A 16,536-nucleotide genomic window follows, 5' to 3' on the forward strand; every position below is an offset into this window, starting at 1 on the left:
ATTTTTGGGCTTTGTATTAAAAAATATCTTCCTTATAAGCTGCTATTGGGTATCTTTCAAACACGTGAAAATGCGCTTGGGAGAAAAGGTTTATGAAGACATACAATTTTTGTTATGAAACAGGTTCGGTGCACAGCATCATTGATTTTTCGCTCTTTGAAACGGAAAAAAATGTTTTAGTCCAACTCTTTTGTGGGCAAGGAAAAGCTGTACTGCAAGAGATCAGCGACATTATCCTCACCCAAATTCCCCATGCCATTTGTATCGGAACGACCACCGATGGAGAGATCTTTGGTGAGGCGATCACGACACTTAGAACCGTCATCTCCATTAGTATTTTTGAAAATACTTTCATTAAAACGGCCTACAGCAACCATGAAGACTCTTTTCAATGCGGTGTGAACATTGCCTCTGATTTGGTGAGCTCCAACACAAAACTCCTCATTCTTTTCTCCGATGGCACACGTATGAATGCCGAAGAGTTTTTAAAAGGAGTGGAATCGTATGATGCGACCATACCCATTTGCGGTGGCATGGCAGGTGATAATGGGAAGTTTGAGCAAACCTATATTTCATCCCAAAAGACCCTTTTAGGCGAAGGTGTGGTCGGGATTTCATTAAATTCTGATGCTTTACATGTAGCGACCGATTATAAGTTTGATTGGAAACCTATCGGGCTTAAGCATACCATTACGAAAGTAACAGAAAATAGAGTTTACCTGATCGATGGCATGAAAGCGGCTGAGTTTTACGATAAATACCTCGGCGGTAACTTCTCACAAACAGAATTTCCCCTCATTCTCGAAAAGTATGGCGTCACCATGGCAAGAGCCGTCATCGCCAAACATAACGATGGAAGTCTGAGTTACAGTGGCAATTTTAGCGAAGGTGACAAAGTCCGCATCGGCTTTGGCGACGCTGAGTCGTTGATGAAAGATCCCATAGACGTTTTAGAAAACTTGCACACGATCAACGCAGAAACGTATTATGTCTTCTCCTGTATGGCACGAAGACGGTTTATGCCGTTTTTAATTAAACTGGGCATTGGCTCGTTTTCAAAAACAGCGGCAACCTCAGGGTTTTTTACCTACTCAGAGTTTTACCACCAAAACGGCCACAACAAGCTGCTCAACCAAACACTCACCGTCGTTGCCCTCAGCGAATCCATCACAAATACAGCTATGGCAACCTCTTCAAACAAAGAGGAGATTAAAAAGAAAACCCCCTACTCTAAAACGATTGAATCGTTAACCCACTTGATTGAGCAGAGTGCGCGCGATTACGACGAGCAGTCTAAACGCTTAGAGAAACAAAGACGCTACTCCAACACACTTTTAGCATCCCACAAACAGTTTTTGCGCTACACCGTTCATGAGATGAACACGCCTCTGAGTGTCATCATGAACAATATTGAACTGCATGAGATGGAGTTTGGGAAAAGTACTTACTTGGAAAATATCGAAGTTGCGGCGAAAAGCATCTTTTCGATGTACGATGATTTGAGTTATTTGGTGAAAAAAGACCAAATCAACTATGTGAAGCGTCCCATTGATTTGATCGATTATATCCGCTGTCGCATCGACTTCTTTGCGCAAGTAGCGGACAAAGCCAAATCCATGTTTCTCTTTGAAACCAATTGCAATGAAGCGATGATCTTCTTTAATGAGACCAAATTACAACGCATCATCGACAACAATCTCACCAATGCGATCAAATACACCTTTGAAAATGAAAAAATTGTCATCTCTATCTACAAAGATGCGGACAGCTGTCATTTTTGCATCGCGTCGCATTCGCGAAAAATTCAAAAACCCGAGAAAATCTTTGAAGAATTCTACCGTGAAGAAGAGGCACAAGACGGCTTTGGGCTCGGACTCAATCTCGTTAAAAGAATCTGTAAGGAAGAAAACGTGAAAATTACACTGCACTCCGATGAAGCCATCACATCCTTTTCATACCAATTTAAAATCGAGGACGCATGAAAATTTTACTCCTAGAAGATGACATTCTCCTGAACGAATCAATTACAAAATACCTCACTACCATCGGTCATGCCATGACATCGGTGCGAGATGGCAATGCCTGTTTAAGCATCTTGGAAAAAGAGCGGTTTGACCTGCTTGTTTTTGATATTAACGTACCCAACATGGATGGACTTAGCATTTTAGAGACCTTGCATGCGCAAAAAAAAGTCATGCCCGTCATTTTTATATCAGCACTCATCGACATTGAAGACATCTCACGAGCGTTTGAGCTGGGCTGTTTTGATTATCTGAAAAAACCGTTTCATCTCAAAGAGCTCAATATCCGAATCGACCGCATTTCAAAAACCTTAAAAAAAGAGAGGCATCACAAAAGACTCTCCACCTCTTACAGTTTTGATTGTGACGCGATGACGCTCTATTTTCATGAAGAGCCCCAAGTTTTATCCAAACGACAACTGCAAATCATCCAATTCCTCACCCATAACCGAGGATTTGTCTGCAGTTACGACATGTTTCGAGAAAATGTATGGAATGATTTTGATATGGACGTCGACGAAGCCACCATCCGAACAGAAGTAAATCGCCTGAAAAGTCATTTGAAAGAAGATTTTATCACCAATATTAGAGGGATCGGGTATATGGTAAAAACCCCTTCGATGTAGCGACATCCATACCGAATAAATTATTATTGTATTTTAGTGTTATCAAAAAACATGTAACATAAAAAAAGAAAAACCTTACGAAAAGTAAGGTTTATTTCATAACGTATTTGACATGATCTTTATAGGCTAAATGGCATGAAATACAGCTGTTTCCTAACTCTTTAACATTATCATACGCACCAATCCAATCTTTTTTTTGGACCGCTTTTTCAATCAAAGCAACATCCTCATCCATCTTTTCATCATGATACACCAGCATGGCTTTAAACCCTTCTTGGCTATCTTTATCCATAATGAGCCATGGGTTTTGTTTAGGCGCTGGATGGGTTCTGATAAAATCAATACCACGATCGACGAGGAGTTTATTCATAGTAATGACACCTTTTTGAATGTTATCATACGCCATACCCATACCGCTCATCAGTTGTGCGTAGGTAATATCCTCTTTTTTCATACTTTTTACAAGATCTTCAGCACTTTTTTCTTGCGCCACCAATGTCAATCCTGCACACACTAAAAGTGTGCCTATTTTTAATAATTGTCTCATCATTGCTCCTTTAAAACCACATGCGTTTGATAATATTGTTCTTACTTTTAATGGCATACGAGACCACACCTGCAACGTGCATAACGATTAAGAAGAGAAGCACTTTGGTTAAAAATCCATGGACAATGCCCACGCCAAAATCTTTAAAACTACCGTAAAGCTCTTTTTCTAATCCGAAGAAAATAATCTGCCCTAAAGAAGCACTTTGTGCAAGCACAAATCCACTCACCCCAATCGCAATAATGACACCATAGATGGCGATATGATTGGCTTTCATCATCATGGCTCTAAAAGGGCTCATGGAAAGGGCTTCTGGCTTTGGCGCTCTTACAATCACCCAGATACGAATCAGGCTTAAAAGCGTTGCAATAATGCCTAAAATCATATGGATTTTTAAAGAACCTAACTTTTCAACCGTATTGGGCATGTTTGACAAAACAAATGTTCCTGTCATCAAAAGAAAAATAAGCAATCCTCCACTAAGCCAGTGAAGGATAACAGAGCGTGATGTGTAGCGTGTCATAATCTCTCCTTTTAAATTGCAAGTTTAGTGGCTAAGGTTTTGCGTTGTTCGGTTGTCAAAACACTCAAAACTTTTTCAATGCTCTTGGCTTGAACATCGATCATCTCTTTAGACAAAGAAGCTCTGTTTTTGACAAAACCCTCTTTATCAAAGGTGCCATCTTTGTTGATGATAACGACCGCTTCTTTGGGTTCGACTTTGTCAAAACGCTGTTCACGTAGATCAAACATCACTTTTCGAATCTCATTCCATTGTGTTTTAGACAAATCCATATTGGAGAGTGTCATCATAACCTCTTGCATACCATTGCCACTCATTGCCATCTGCTTTTGAAAAGGCATTTTTCTAGATTGGCTATCGCAGTCCATAAAACCTTTTGGTCCTCCAAAAGCGTAAACTGAGCTTGATGCCACCATAAGCGCTAGACTAAGTGTGATGAGTTTTGTTGTTTTCATCGTGAATCCTTTTTTTGATTTGTGATGAAAGTATAAGAGACGAAGGTAATCCTTAACCCAAGCGAAGGTAAACAGAGGTAAATAAGGTTATTTTGGGGAAATTATTAAAGTGACATGAGCGTTCTCATAAGTATAGTCTATCGTATAGCCATTAAGATGGACGGTTTTTTGAATGATAAAAAGACCAAATCCATACCCCGTTGAGCTCTTATGTCTTTGTGTTTTATCCAATTTCCAACTGTGTAAATTCTGAGAAATATCAATAGGAAGCGGTTCTCCTACATTGGAAATGTAGAGTTTATTTTCCTTACATGTAAGAGATACTGTATGGTTTTTGGAATATTGCAAGGCATTGTCGAGTATATTTTTTAAACAAACCAACCACAACTCTTTATCTCCGTACAGCGTATAGCCTTCACACCCCTTTGTTTGTATAGCGTCCGTATCCTTTACATGTAAGGTTTGTGAAACTTCTTCTAAAAGGGAGTTTAGCGCATGAGGGTGAGGCAGAATCGTTTCATTTTTACCAATAAGCTCTTCTAAGGTCTTAAAGGTGTTGAGCTGAGTGTTAATCGCCTCAAACACCGTGTGGATTTGTTCATGTGTTTTGAGCGAGGGCTCATTTTTAAGGTAAAACATTCCTTTTGCCAAAGGTGTTTTCATCTCATGCATAAATATTTTATTAAACATCTCGCGCGTTTCTAATAGGTAGCTAATGTGACGGATGGCTTTGTTGTAGGAGTGGGTGATTTGATTGATTTCTTTATACTGCGAGGTGATTGCCACTTCAGAATAATCCCCACCTTCCATTCGTGTAAAGTGTCGCTCCACATCCATAAGCGGTGTGAGCATTTTTTTTGAAACCATAAATAAAATCGTTTGAAGTCCCAACAAGATAGCAAAAATGGAGTGAATCAAAATGAGCGCATAATCCTCTTCTAAATCTTCCAAATAAAGGGAGCCTATAGGATTGTACACATACATCACCTTTTTCCCTTGGTACGAAAAGAGGCTGAAGCCTTTAAATTCATCTCCTTTATGATAGAGCATTTTTGCTTCGCTCGAGGGCTTTTGGGTGAATATTTTAACGTTATACTCTTTCAAATCTTCATCACTCACACTAAAAGATTGAAGCAGTACGGGTTGCAGTGAGCTTGCGATACTAAAATAACGCGCCATATTGTGTTCGTCTTGCAGGTGTTTTTGGCGAATATAAAAAAATCCCCACAGTCCAAGAATGACCACAAGGGAGATCACAAATAAAAGCCTGATTTGTACGATTAATGAGGTTTTGATATTACTCCACAAGGCGGTACCCTCGACCACGAAGGGCGATGATGTGCTCTTTAGGTGAATAGGGTTTGATTTTCCCACGAATTTTGCTGATAATCATCTCTAAACTTTTCCCATCCATCGAGGATATAGCGGGTGAATCGTAGAGGAGTTGCTCTTTGGAAACCACATTGCCATTATGTTTGACGAGCTGTGAAGCAACTTCAAATTCTGCTTCGGTGAGCAACAAAGGGTGTTCCAAGTAGAGCACATCATGGGCTTTAACATCCACAACAAATACTTTTTTGGGTTTATCATCGGCAAAGGCACGGACTCTGCGCAACAAACTGCTAATGCGTGCATACAGCTCATCAGGGTCATAAGGTTTTGGCAAGTAATCATCCGCACCGATTTGAAGTCCCATCACTTTGTCGCTGGTACTGTTGCGAGCGGAGGAGATAATAATAGGAATCTGGCTTTTTTTGCGTAGTTCACGACACACTTCAAGCCCATCCATCCCTGGAAGCCCCAAATCCAAAAGTACTAAACTGTACGCATCAAGAGATGTAACGATAGCGTTAAAAGGGTCATCGCAGATATCTACATGTAAGCTTCTTTGCTCCAAAAACGCTTGAATCAAAGAGGCAAACTCTTCATCATCTTCAATCAATAAAATCTTTTGCATCGCCTTACCTCAAATACGTTTTTAAAAGACTCGCAAGGTTAAGTATCTCTTTTTCACGATCAGCTTCACTGACGTGATTTCCAAGATGTTCTTTAATATGCCCATCAAGTACCTCGCTCATTAACGAGTGTATTGCACCTCGTGCCGCGCTGATTTGCTGTAATATTTTAAAACACTCTTTTTCGTCTTCCAAAGCTTTTTCAAGACTGCTCAATTGCCCTTTGATTTTTTTAACCCGCAAAAGCAGTTTCTCTTTATTGGCGATCGTATGAGACATTTTTGACCTTTAGAATTTTATTAGATATACTGGGGTATAGTATCAAAAAAAAATTTAAAAAGGTCTAAAATGAACACGCTAGAATCGCTCAAATGTCTTGCACATTCGCACAATTTCGATACCTCCAATCCGATCGCACAGAAAAATACGCTTTATGCTACTCTGTTGACGTTTGCTATGATGGTCTTTGAAATCGTCGGCGGTCTTTATTTTAACTCAATGGCACTTTTAGCGGACGGATGGCATATGAGTTCGCATACTTTGGCACTTGGCATGGCGTTTATAGCGTACGTTATGGCACATAAATTCGCGAAAGACTTTCGCTTTAATTTCGGAACGTATAAGATAGAAGTGCTAGGTGGCTACACCAGTGCGATTTTACTTTTGGTCGTCGCTTTTTTTATGGCATTCCACTCGTTTGAACGCCTTTTCAATCCGGTGCAAATTGCCTATCAAGAAGCGATCGCCATAGCTGTTCTCGGATTGATCGTCAATCTTATATGCGCATGGCTTCTCCAAGACGATCATCATCGTCACCACGGACACGAACATCATGAACATCATAACCACCGTCACGATATGAATCTTAAAGCTGCTTACCTTCACGTTCTCGCCGATGCGATGACGTCGGTTTTAGCGATTGTCGCACTTTTAGGCGGCATGCTATGGGGTGCAAATTGGCTTGATCCGGTTATGGGAATCGTCGGTTCAATCTTGGTTTTCGTATGGGCGATAGGGCTGATCAAACAATCGGGGAAAATACTTTTAGACGCAACGATGGACGAGCCGATCGTTCAAGAAATCATCGACGTTATCAATACTTTGGAAGAAAAAATTTCGATTAAGGATTTGCATGTATGGCAAGTCGGCAAAGGCAAATATGGCTGCATTCTAACGCTTTACGCTCAAATGACCCTTAACATCGAACGTATCAAACACGAGCTTTCCATTCATGAAGAGCTGGTACATGTATCGATCGAACTCGCATAAAAAGCTTCCTTAAAGGTGCCAACACACGTTATCGGCACCGTAGAACATTATGATTTAGCAGAATTTAGCTTTTTAAGCAGTCTATTTGTGTTGTAAATACTGATAAACAACGTCGCGCCCAGAAGCACAAATGCCAAGCCAAGGCAAACACTGAGTGCGAGTGGTACGCTTTGGCTCATCGCTTTTGCGGGAGAAGCTGGCTCATTTTTGATTGCTGTTTTTTCAAACCCATCTTTGGGAGCGATGCCTTTACGACTAACTTGATGACCAGGACCTCCATCTAAAATTACCTCGTACGGCACTTTAGGGATGCTCAAAATAAGTTCACTGCTATCGGGCAGTCTTTGTTGGAGCAAAATCTCTTGGCTTCCTAAGGCTTGCAGTTTCACCAAAGCTCCAGGAGCGCCCTCACCTGTGCTAAATTCGCCTTTGATGTTGATCGTGTCATCGTCATTGTCGCTTACATGTAACAACAACGTATGCGCGCACATCAGCGTTGGCAACATCAATCCCATCATCCACACCATCAATTTTTTCATGCTCTCTCCTTTTTTCTAATCCAAAATGATTGCGCCTCTTCAGGCATACGTGGCAGTTTTCGTGCACTCCAAAGCAATACGCATCCCAACACCAAAAGCCAAATATCGACCCCTAAAATAGAGCTAAAAGGGAAAAATCCTAGCATAAACCAGTGCAGCAAAACGGAGCCTGTAAACAACGCACCGCCCAAGGCTAAAAACTCTTTGGCGGCTTGGTAGGTGTTGAAGCGGTAAAATGCCCAGAAAAGCGTTGCCAGCCACGCATTGTAAAAGAGTCCTTTTTGCCATAAAAGCCGATCACTCAGATCAAACGGCAAAAGCCATTGCAACACAAAAAGCACGCCTGTTGCAGGAATGACGCCAACCATGATGCTTAAAGAGAGTTTTGCCATCCAGTGGTAAAAAGGAATGCGTTCATCAAACTTTTTCGCCTGTTTTTCAAGCCACAACATCACGCCAAAGCCAATCGCAAAGGCAGATGCAACCATCACCAACGCAATCAATGTTCGGCTAATCATATCCACGCCTGCTAAGAAGTGCAGAAAAAAGGTCGCTTCCGCAAAGAAAACGCTCCACGAACGATCCAGTGCTTTTTGCTCTGAGATAAGCGAGCCATCGACCGCACTGAGGGTTAAACTCGGCTTATTAAAGGCACCTCCGTTTAAAAATGGCTTGGTAACATCGTACCCTTTGAGCTCGATCTGGGCATTTGTAGCGTTCCAGTTGACCAGCTTTAATTGCTGAAAGTTGATCTGCGGATTGAGGGTTTGCGCTTTTGCGATTAATGTCTTAATCGGTAGCATCGGCGCTGTTTCACCAGAAGCGATACGCGCCTCTTCTTTGGGAAACAGCACAGGACCGATGATCGCATCGATGCGGCTCTCTTTGCCGCCACTTGCTAGTTTTGCCATCGGGACGGAGCTCAGAAGCGAGAGATTCATAAAAGCGCCGCTGAGTGTAATCAGCAAAAAGATAGGAAAAATCCACGTAAAAATCTTTACATGTAAACGTGAAAAAAGCGCTTGCGGCGTTTTGGGTTTGTTCGTGTAGGAGAAGATGATGATCAAAATAACGCCTGAAATAACGATACTCATCACGCCCACAGCCATAAATCCAAAGAGCAAACGCCCAAAAAAGCTAAAGGCGACTCCAAAAAGCTCTTTGTCAAAATCCAGCACTTTGCCGTAATGAAGCTTGTTTAAAAAACTTGCTAGCTGCGACTGCGCTCCTTCATCCTGAATTTTCGCTCCACTCAGGGGATTGAAAAAAAGTGGGGCACTAAAACGGTGCGAAATGCTCAACGCCGTCTCCCCTTTTGTACCGGGAAGCGTGATAAGCAGATTATTTTTGGGACAATTGGGGTCTTCTAAAACCCGATTGAGCATCATTTCATACTCAATCTGCGTCACATCTGCCATTTCAATATGACGCGATGGCTTTTCCCACACCTGAAGATAAGGCAGAAAAATGGCAAAAATGCCAAAGAAAACGCTGATGTACATGACCAGCGATACGACCATACCAAGAGCTACATGAAGCCTTAAAAGACGTTGTTTCCATAATTTGGATGCGTTGATCTCATTCATACAGCCATCCTAAAATACCCACAATGATCAGCGTTGGAAGCACAAAACGAAGCAGTGCGCCAAGTTTGGTAGGAGCTAAGGCGATCCACAAAGCGACCGCCGCCCACGCCAACGTGTTGTACAAAAGAGCGATCACGGCGAAATCGTTTTTGAAAGGCGAGTCAAAAGCAACCAAAACACACAGACTAAGATACGAAAGCACCAAACCGCCAAAGATGGCGGTGATGATGCGAAAGAGTCCAATTTTTTTACCATTGGGCTCAGGAGTGGCTAAATAGCGATAAAGGCTCATGTGTACGACTTCCCTTAAAATCGGTAATCAAACGTCACGCCAAAGGTGCGCGGTTGACCCACTTGCAAGTTTGTTCCTCGATACGAATAAAGCACATCTTCATCCAACGCATTTTTGACGTAAGTGCGAATCGTATAGCTTTTGGTTTCATAGCCAAAATTGGCATTGACCAGCGTGTATTTGCCTGCGGTGTATGCTTCGTTGTTATCGATGCCTGAGTAGTATTCACCCACATACGAGAGGTCGCTTCCAAAGAAAAAGCCTCCACCAAAGTGTTGCGTAAAGCCAACATTACCCGTAAAATGAGGCGCGTAATTGAACTCATTTCCTTTATAACTCGTACCCGTTGGCGCTTCGGTGATTTCAGATCGTAAAAGACCAAACCCGCCGTGTAGCTCCAAATCAGAGCTCAAACGGTAACTCGCTTCGGCTTCAAAACCGTAACTTTTACCCTCAGGAATGTTGGTAATACGATTACTTAACAAGCCTTGGTAACCATCATAATCGTTGTAGAAAAGGTTGGTATTGAGCGTTAGACTTTTATTGAGCATTAACGAGCGCGTTGTCGCTTCATACGTCCACACCTCTTCTTTATCAAACTCATAGTAGGTGTAAGGCACAGCACTCACATAGATGGAGCCACCTCCTGGTGTGTAGCCTTTGCGAATCGTAAAACCTAAATTGTGTTCTGGAGTAAGTTTGTAGTTGATGCCTACTTTTGGCAGGAAAATCGTTTCAGCCGTATCGGTATCGGTGGAGGCCATATTGGCCCCTCTTTGATACGAAACGTCTCTTTCTTGTTGCTCTCTCTCAACACGTCCACCAAAAATTACATCTAAAGAGTCGCTTACATGTAAAGACTCTTCAGCAAATAAAGCGGCCGTTTTGATCTCATCATCACCACTCAACAGTGTGATACCATCGGTTGCAATATCTTGCGTACGGTTGTAAAAATAAAGCCCCACCATGCTCGTCAACAACCCACCTTTGGGGTCATGCACCAAACGCGTTTCAAGGGTATTGCTTTTTTCATCCAAGTCCAAAGGCATCACAAGTGTTGCTTGTTCAAACGAGGCTTGATAATCGCTATGACCGAGTAACGTATAAAGCTTTAGATCATCATTGATCGCGTATTCGACATCGACACTTACGGTTGTGGTGGTGGTATCGGTGTAACGCACAGGGTTGGAAGATGTGACGACATCTTGGAATAATGAAATATCAGGGTTGCTGATTTCATTCATATATTCGCCCTCTTGGCTACGATGCGATACGGTCGTCTTGACGATCAACCCTTCAATATCTTTAGGAATCCAAAGCATTTTTCCCCGCACACTGCCTTGCTTGATCTCTGAAGGGTCCCAAGGCGTACTCGCTCCCGTATAATTGATAAATCCATGTCCGTAAACGCCCTGCGCAGCAAGTCGTAATGCCAACTCATCCTCTACGATGGGGCCTGAGATCATCGCGGCAAGCAGCGCTTTGTCATCTTCGTTTTCATAACCAACGCGCACAGCACCCTCAGGCTCAAACGTCGGATCTTTGGTATTGATGACAACCGCACCACCGATGCTATTGCGTCCTTGTGTGGTCGATTGAGGGCCACGAAGCACTTCGATCTGTTCAATATCCCAAGCGCCAATGTCCAAATAACGCTGTCCGCTCCAACTCTCACTCAAACCATCCACACTCGTACTAATGCGTGGACGCGCCCCCGAGATAAACGCGTGCATTCCCGATGCAGGGCCTGCGCCACTGACACCACGAATGACGGGAAGATCTGAGGGATTATTGATCATATTGGGTACTTGCGCCGCTACATCGTACGCCGATTTTGTTTGTGAAGCATCAATGGTATCGCCCTTGAAAACACTGACCGCAGTTGTTGTCTCTTGCAAAGAACGCTCAATTTTTTCGCCCGTAACGGTTACTTCTGAGAGTTCCACCGTGGTAGTGTTTTCTGAAAATGCAAGTGACGGTAGCAGTAAACATACAGCCAAACTCATTTTCCACAATTTTTTGTCTAACATCCATCGTCCTTTTTGTATCATGTTTGTTTTGATGGTGGAAGTGTGCCATTTATGAGGATGATTATCAATAAATAAAGAGTCACGAAAGGGAAAAAAAGAGATGAAAAGAGGAAAAAATGCGATTTATAAGAGTTGTTTACGATAAACGCTCGGAGATATGCCAAAATGCTCCACAAAACGTTTGCTAAAATTGCCCGTATGTTTGTAACCGACTTTAAACGCCGCTTCTTTCACACTGAGATTTTTTTGAAGCAAGGTCTTTGCCACATCTAAGCGCTGCTTTTGAAGCATCTCATACACGGTCATACCGTAATACGCTTTAAAATCTTTTTTCAAATAGCACTCATTAATTGCCGAACGATAGGCAATCTGCTTAATCGAAAGCTCTTTATCGTACTCGTGCAAGATGATATGTCTCGCCTTTTCAAGTGAATGAATCGTCTTAATATCCAACGAAAAATCGGCAATCTTGTGCATCGTGCTCATCATACGTTCAATCGTATAGTGCGCCAAATACATAATATGCGCTTCCAAATAGAGCACATTCAAAAGATTTTCATCCATTGCGTGTTCATCAAACGCCTTTAAAATCTCCAGTTGCCGCAGGTCAATCTCACCACCTTCTAAAACGGCATAACCATTCTGTTGCGTCTCCTCAGCCATCTTTGTGTACACCTCTTGATAATTTGAGATGAGATGAAATAGCAGCTCTTCTTTGATGCCAATCGTAATCGTACGGTAGCGCTTGTCTTTTTGCATCTGCATCTCCATACAAAACGCATGCGATGAAAAACCGATAAAAAAGCTGTTTTTCTTGATGAGGTATTGTGTCTTATTTTTAAACACGTGCGTAAAGTCATCGCCAAGGTTGAACACCAACACAGCCCCAGGAATATCCGAAGAGAGCGATGTTATCGTGTCTTGATGCAAAACATACGCATACGTATACGCTGCCACACCGTTTCCAAGGTTATACCAAATAAACGTCCCATCACCCAGTTCGGGTTTGACCTTTGCTAAAAAATTTTCACGCGAAAAAGGGTACTGCTTTGTTTGAGCGATCTGCAACAGATCATAAGCATTGATACGTAAAACAGAACTTTCGCTCACCCTCTTCCCCTAAAATAAAGTTACCATTAGTTGATAAGCATTCTCAAACAAAGGTATTTTATATTGTAGCAAATCTTCGCCTTAAAATATAAAAGGTTCTTACATGTAAAGCCTACATCTTTCAAAAATCACGCTTCTTCTGCATTTTTACGGATAAAAAGTGTGTGTGTTGGGTAGGCAAATTCGATCCCTTCTTTGCCAAAAGCTTCAAATATCGCCATATTAATCGACTCTTGAATATCCATATAGATCGTGTAATCATCGCTATTGACGTAGTACACAAATTCAAAATTCAAACTTGAATCGCCATAGCTTGCAAAATGCCCTCGATCATACGTTGTCGTATCTATCATGGTAATAATCTCTTTCACAATGGTCGTGATTTTTTTGAGCTGTTCTGGCGCAATCTGATACGTCACTCCCAAGGAAAACACAACCCTTCGTTTTTCCATTCGTTTATAATTATGCACGCGTGAATTCGTCAAATCGGTATTGGAAAAGACAAGTTGTTCGCCACTGAGTGCGCGAATACGGGTCGTTTTGATGCCAATATGCTCCACAACCCCTATTTTATCGCCAACCATGATAAAATCACCCGACTCAAAAGGTTTATCAAAAAAGATGACAAAATAGCTAAAAAGATCCCCAAGAACGGCTTGAGCGGCTAACGCAACAGCAATACCACCAATGCCAAGACCTGCCACCACGGCTGATATTTTTACCCCAAGATTATCAAGGAGAAACATGATGGCAATCATCCAAATAGCAAAACTCACCAGTCCACTAATCCCTTTGAGTTGATCTTTCTTTTGTATCGAATCAACCGATGTTTGTAAATAGCGTTGCAAACTATAATGCGCAATAGCAATCACAATACGAACAGAGAATAGGGTAAGCACCACAAAGATCATCACATCAAGGATATGTTCAAATTTTGAGGACAACACAAGAAATTTGAGCGACAGATAAAAGATGGAAAAGTAAAAAACAGGAATAAAATAGGTCTCGATGACACTGATGATTAAACCACTCACGTGTGTGGGAATCGCATTGATCCATATTTTCAGCTTTGTCAAAATGTAATATTTAAAGATAAAAACAGATAAAGAACCTAATGTAAAAAAGCCAAAGGCAATGCAATAGTCCAAAAATGGATTGCCCATAATCGTATAATCTAAGAGTAAATTGATCGTCATGTTATCGTACGATTAGGAATCACCGCACGCATGAATCCTTCGCCCCATGTGTGAACATCGTTACTTCGCACAATCGCATTCATACGCGTCATTCGGTACGTTCTATCATCTTCACCTAATGTTAAGGCAAGATACAACACCTCTTCCATACTTTTCGCATCGTAAGGATTGGTCAGCAATGCACCATGAAGCTCAACCGCCGCACCTGCAAACTCAGAGAGAACAAGCGCACCATTTCCCCCTAAATGCCCTTGTGTTGCCACGTACTCTTTGGCGACAAGGTTCAGTCCATCGCGCAACGGGGTAATCCACGCCACATCTGCCATAGCGTAATATGCAATCACCTCTTCATAAGGAATGGAGCGGTAAAAGTAACGCACAGGCGTCCAATCCAGCGTTGAAAAGCGACCGTTAATGCGCCCAACCAAGGTATCAACTTCCACTCTAAGTGCCTCGTACACTTCCATACCAGGCGCTGCGGGAGTGACAAAATTGAGCAAAACCAACTTTCCAACAAACTCAGGGTGCTTCTCAAGTAAAGTTTCAAACGCCAAAAGTTTTTCAAGCGCACCTTTGACGTAGTCCAGTCGCTCCAACGAGAGAATGGCACGTTTACCCGAAAATTGAGCGCGAATATCTTCGATTTTATGACGCACTGTCGTTTTGTGAAGCAAACGATCAATCTGCGCACAATCAATCCCCACAGGATGCGCACCCAACCTCACCCTCTTTCCTAAAACCTCAATCTCATCGCTCATCAAATCCACCCCAAGCGCGCAACCATAGGTCATAAACCGTGGAGCGCAGGGGACGTGGGAAAGTATTTTTGTTGGGGCATAACTGCGCACGACATCGACAAAATTTTCCACATAACGAGGAATATGAAAGCCTATATAATCGCATTGCAACAGACTTCCGATGATCTCACGACGCCACGGAATGATATTGAAAATATTGGAAGGGGGAAAGGTTGTGTGGTGAAAAAAGGCGATTTTCAGATCGGGGCGTAACATACGCAAAAACGCAGGCACCATCCATAAATTATAATCATGAATCCAAACCAAAGCGCCTTTTGAGGCTTCAAGGGCAGCTTGTTTGGCAAAAATTTCATTAATCTCAAGGTAATGTTCCCAGTGTTCTTGCTTAAATTCCGCCTTATCGGGAAAGGAAAAGATGATGGGCCAAAACGCCTCTTTGGAAAATTTCTTATAAAACAGATCCACATCTTTGGCTAAAAGAGGAATGCGTGCGGCTTTTAATTTGGGGTATTTTTCCACATCCACGTCGACATGCACTTCAAAGTTTGAAGGCTCGCGCGAACTTTGTTGCGACCACGCAACCCATGAGCCCTCAACGCCTGAGGAGAAAAAATTTAACAGTGTTGGCATAATGCCATTGGGACTTTTAGGTTTTCTCCTCTCTCCATTTGCCAGCTCATCAAAAGGTAAGCGATGGTACACCATGACCAAATCCGACGTTCCCTCTTCATGCACCACACTTGGCTTCTCACTTTTCAAAAATTGATAATGCGCAAGCCCCTCAATAATCCCCGCACACCCCTCGCCCGATGAAAGATAAACCCCTTTGTCATCACGAACCGCGTGAACAAGGGCTGGCTCTGCTCCACCCACAACGATGCTAGAGAAGCCTTCTTGAAACATCGACAAATCATTCATCGTGTCACCCGCAGTCACAACCGTTTCGTGAGCAAATTCAAGATGCGCACACAGCTTCCGCAAGGTCGCACCTTTTCCAACGCCTTTGGGCAAAACATCAAGGTATTTTCGTGCGGAGAAAAGAAGCTCGCACCCCAAAGAGGCAACAACGGCTCTTAATGCATCATCGATCATCGCTTCATGCACCAAAACGAACACCGACGCTCCTGTGGAACACTTTGGCGCTCTAAATAGGAAAAAGATTCCAGTGCATCTACCACCGATTGCGTGCCAGGCCAAAGATCGGAAATCTCTTGTTGCAACGGAAAAACAGGCAACAACGTATCACCATAAACCACTGTTGCCCCCACATCCGCGATAATATAATCAGGTCTGGGAACCATCGGGTCATTTAAAACAGGCAAAATCGACTCTAAGCCTCGTCCTGTGACAAAAACAAGTTTAGCATAAGGAATATTTCCGCTAAAAAGTTCACGTAAATGCCGTCGTGCGGACAGTGGACCTGCGAGTAAAGTACCATCCAAATCCGTTGCTAGAACAACGCTTGAGTTTGAATGTAAAGAAGAAGAAAGTAATTTTTTAAGCATCTATGCCTCCATTGCATTTTGTTGTGCAAAACCCTTTGGTGGGGCAACATTTATGTAAAAACACCTCGTCATGTTGAATTAATAGCCATATAATAGCTTCGTATGTCAATCTATTGTAGCTAAA

Annotated in this window: 17 protein-coding genes; 3 read left to right on the forward strand and 14 right to left on the reverse strand. The window is 42.4% G+C overall.

Going from position 1 to position 16,536, the window contains the following annotated elements; genetic code table 11:
• Nucleotides 1-92 precede the first annotated feature (92 nt).
• Entirely contained in the window at nucleotides 93-1,982 is a 1,890-nt protein-coding gene (locus SMUL_RS10480; RefSeq protein ID WP_025345209.1) for an FIST N-terminal domain-containing protein, read from the forward strand.
• A complete protein-coding gene (locus SMUL_RS10485; protein ID WP_025345210.1) occupies nucleotides 1,979-2,647 on the forward strand; it encodes a response regulator transcription factor in 669 nt (222 codons plus the stop codon). The genes SMUL_RS10480 and SMUL_RS10485 overlap by 4 nt, the downstream gene beginning before the upstream one ends.
• A 91-nt stretch (nucleotides 2,648-2,738) precedes the next feature.
• On the opposite strand, the gene SMUL_RS10490 is transcribed toward SMUL_RS10485, so the two are convergent.
• The 6 genes from SMUL_RS10490 to SMUL_RS10515 all read right to left on the reverse strand — a co-directional run bounded on the left by SMUL_RS10490 (nucleotide 2,739) and on the right by SMUL_RS10515 (nucleotide 6,406).
• Nucleotides 2,739-3,194 carry a hypothetical protein gene (locus SMUL_RS10490; protein WP_025345211.1) on the reverse strand — a complete coding sequence of 152 codons (456 nt, stop codon included), beginning with the start codon at nucleotides 3,192-3,194 and terminating at the stop codon, nucleotides 2,739-2,741.
• Nucleotides 3,195-3,204: 10 nt separating this feature from the next.
• Complete coding sequence (locus tag SMUL_RS10495) at nucleotides 3,205-3,717, reverse strand: cytochrome b (protein ID WP_025345212.1); 513 nt, start codon at nucleotides 3,715-3,717, stop codon at nucleotides 3,205-3,207.
• 11 nt (nucleotides 3,718-3,728) lie between these two features.
• Nucleotides 3,729-4,172, reverse strand: a complete 444-nt coding sequence (locus SMUL_RS10500) for a hypothetical protein (protein ID WP_025345213.1) — start codon at nucleotides 4,170-4,172, stop codon at nucleotides 3,729-3,731.
• 87 nt (nucleotides 4,173-4,259) lie between these two features.
• On the reverse strand, nucleotides 4,260-5,480 hold the full coding sequence (locus SMUL_RS10505; protein ID WP_025345214.1) for an ATP-binding protein: 1,221 nt from the start codon (nucleotides 5,478-5,480) through the stop codon (nucleotides 4,260-4,262).
• The gene (locus SMUL_RS10510; RefSeq protein ID WP_025345215.1) at nucleotides 5,470-6,129 is read right to left on the reverse strand and encodes a response regulator transcription factor; all 660 of its coding nucleotides are present in this window, start codon (nucleotides 6,127-6,129) and stop codon (nucleotides 5,470-5,472) included. The genes SMUL_RS10505 and SMUL_RS10510 overlap by 11 nt, the downstream gene beginning before the upstream one ends.
• Nucleotides 6,130-6,133: 4 nt before the next feature.
• Nucleotides 6,134-6,406, reverse strand: a complete 273-nt coding sequence (locus SMUL_RS10515; protein ID WP_025345216.1) for a metal/formaldehyde-sensitive transcriptional repressor — start codon at nucleotides 6,404-6,406, stop codon at nucleotides 6,134-6,136.
• 69 nt (nucleotides 6,407-6,475) lie between these two features.
• Between SMUL_RS10515 and dmeF the strand changes: the two genes are divergently transcribed.
• Nucleotides 6,476-7,396: a CDF family Co(II)/Ni(II) efflux transporter DmeF gene (gene dmeF, locus SMUL_RS10520; protein WP_025345217.1), complete on the forward strand. Its 921-nt coding sequence runs from the start codon at nucleotides 6,476-6,478 to the stop codon at nucleotides 7,394-7,396.
• Between the two features lie 47 nt (nucleotides 7,397-7,443).
• On the opposite strand, the gene SMUL_RS10525 is transcribed toward dmeF, so the two are convergent.
• From SMUL_RS10525 to SMUL_RS17695, 8 genes are all read right to left on the reverse strand, one after another.
• Nucleotides 7,444-7,935: a hypothetical protein gene (locus tag SMUL_RS10525; RefSeq protein WP_025345218.1), complete on the reverse strand. Its 492-nt coding sequence runs from the start codon at nucleotides 7,933-7,935 to the stop codon at nucleotides 7,444-7,446.
• Entirely contained in the window at nucleotides 7,932-9,521 is a 1,590-nt protein-coding gene (locus SMUL_RS10530) for a PepSY-associated TM helix domain-containing protein (protein ID WP_025345219.1), read from the reverse strand. Before SMUL_RS10530 ends, SMUL_RS10525 begins: the two co-directional genes overlap by 4 nt.
• Nucleotides 9,514-9,813, reverse strand: coding sequence for a hypothetical protein (locus tag SMUL_RS10535; RefSeq protein WP_025345220.1), 300 nt, complete (start codon nucleotides 9,811-9,813; stop codon nucleotides 9,514-9,516). The genes SMUL_RS10530 and SMUL_RS10535 overlap by 8 nt, the downstream gene beginning before the upstream one ends.
• Before the next feature lie 14 nt (nucleotides 9,814-9,827).
• Complete coding sequence (locus SMUL_RS10540; protein WP_025345221.1) at nucleotides 9,828-11,843, reverse strand: TonB-dependent receptor; 2,016 nt, start codon at nucleotides 11,841-11,843, stop codon at nucleotides 9,828-9,830.
• 123 nt (nucleotides 11,844-11,966) lie between these two features.
• Complete coding sequence (locus SMUL_RS10545) at nucleotides 11,967-12,953, reverse strand: helix-turn-helix transcriptional regulator (RefSeq protein ID WP_025345222.1); 987 nt, start codon at nucleotides 12,951-12,953, stop codon at nucleotides 11,967-11,969.
• 128 nt (nucleotides 12,954-13,081) lie between these two features.
• Nucleotides 13,082-14,149: a mechanosensitive ion channel family protein gene (locus SMUL_RS10550; RefSeq protein WP_025345223.1), complete on the reverse strand. Its 1,068-nt coding sequence runs from the start codon at nucleotides 14,147-14,149 to the stop codon at nucleotides 13,082-13,084.
• Nucleotides 14,146-16,023, reverse strand: coding sequence for a glucosylglycerol-phosphate synthase (gene ggpS, locus SMUL_RS17470; protein WP_280938038.1), 1,878 nt, complete (start codon nucleotides 16,021-16,023; stop codon nucleotides 14,146-14,148). The genes SMUL_RS10550 and ggpS overlap by 4 nt, the downstream gene beginning before the upstream one ends.
• Entirely contained in the window at nucleotides 15,996-16,412 is a 417-nt protein-coding gene (locus SMUL_RS17695; RefSeq protein WP_280938039.1) for an HAD family hydrolase, read from the reverse strand. The genes ggpS and SMUL_RS17695 overlap by 28 nt, the downstream gene beginning before the upstream one ends.
• Between the last annotated feature and the right edge of the window lie 124 nt (nucleotides 16,413-16,536).

The organism is Sulfurospirillum multivorans DSM 12446 (assembly GCF_000568815.1).
Classification (GTDB): domain Bacteria; phylum Campylobacterota; class Campylobacteria; order Campylobacterales; family Sulfurospirillaceae; genus Sulfurospirillum; species Sulfurospirillum multivorans.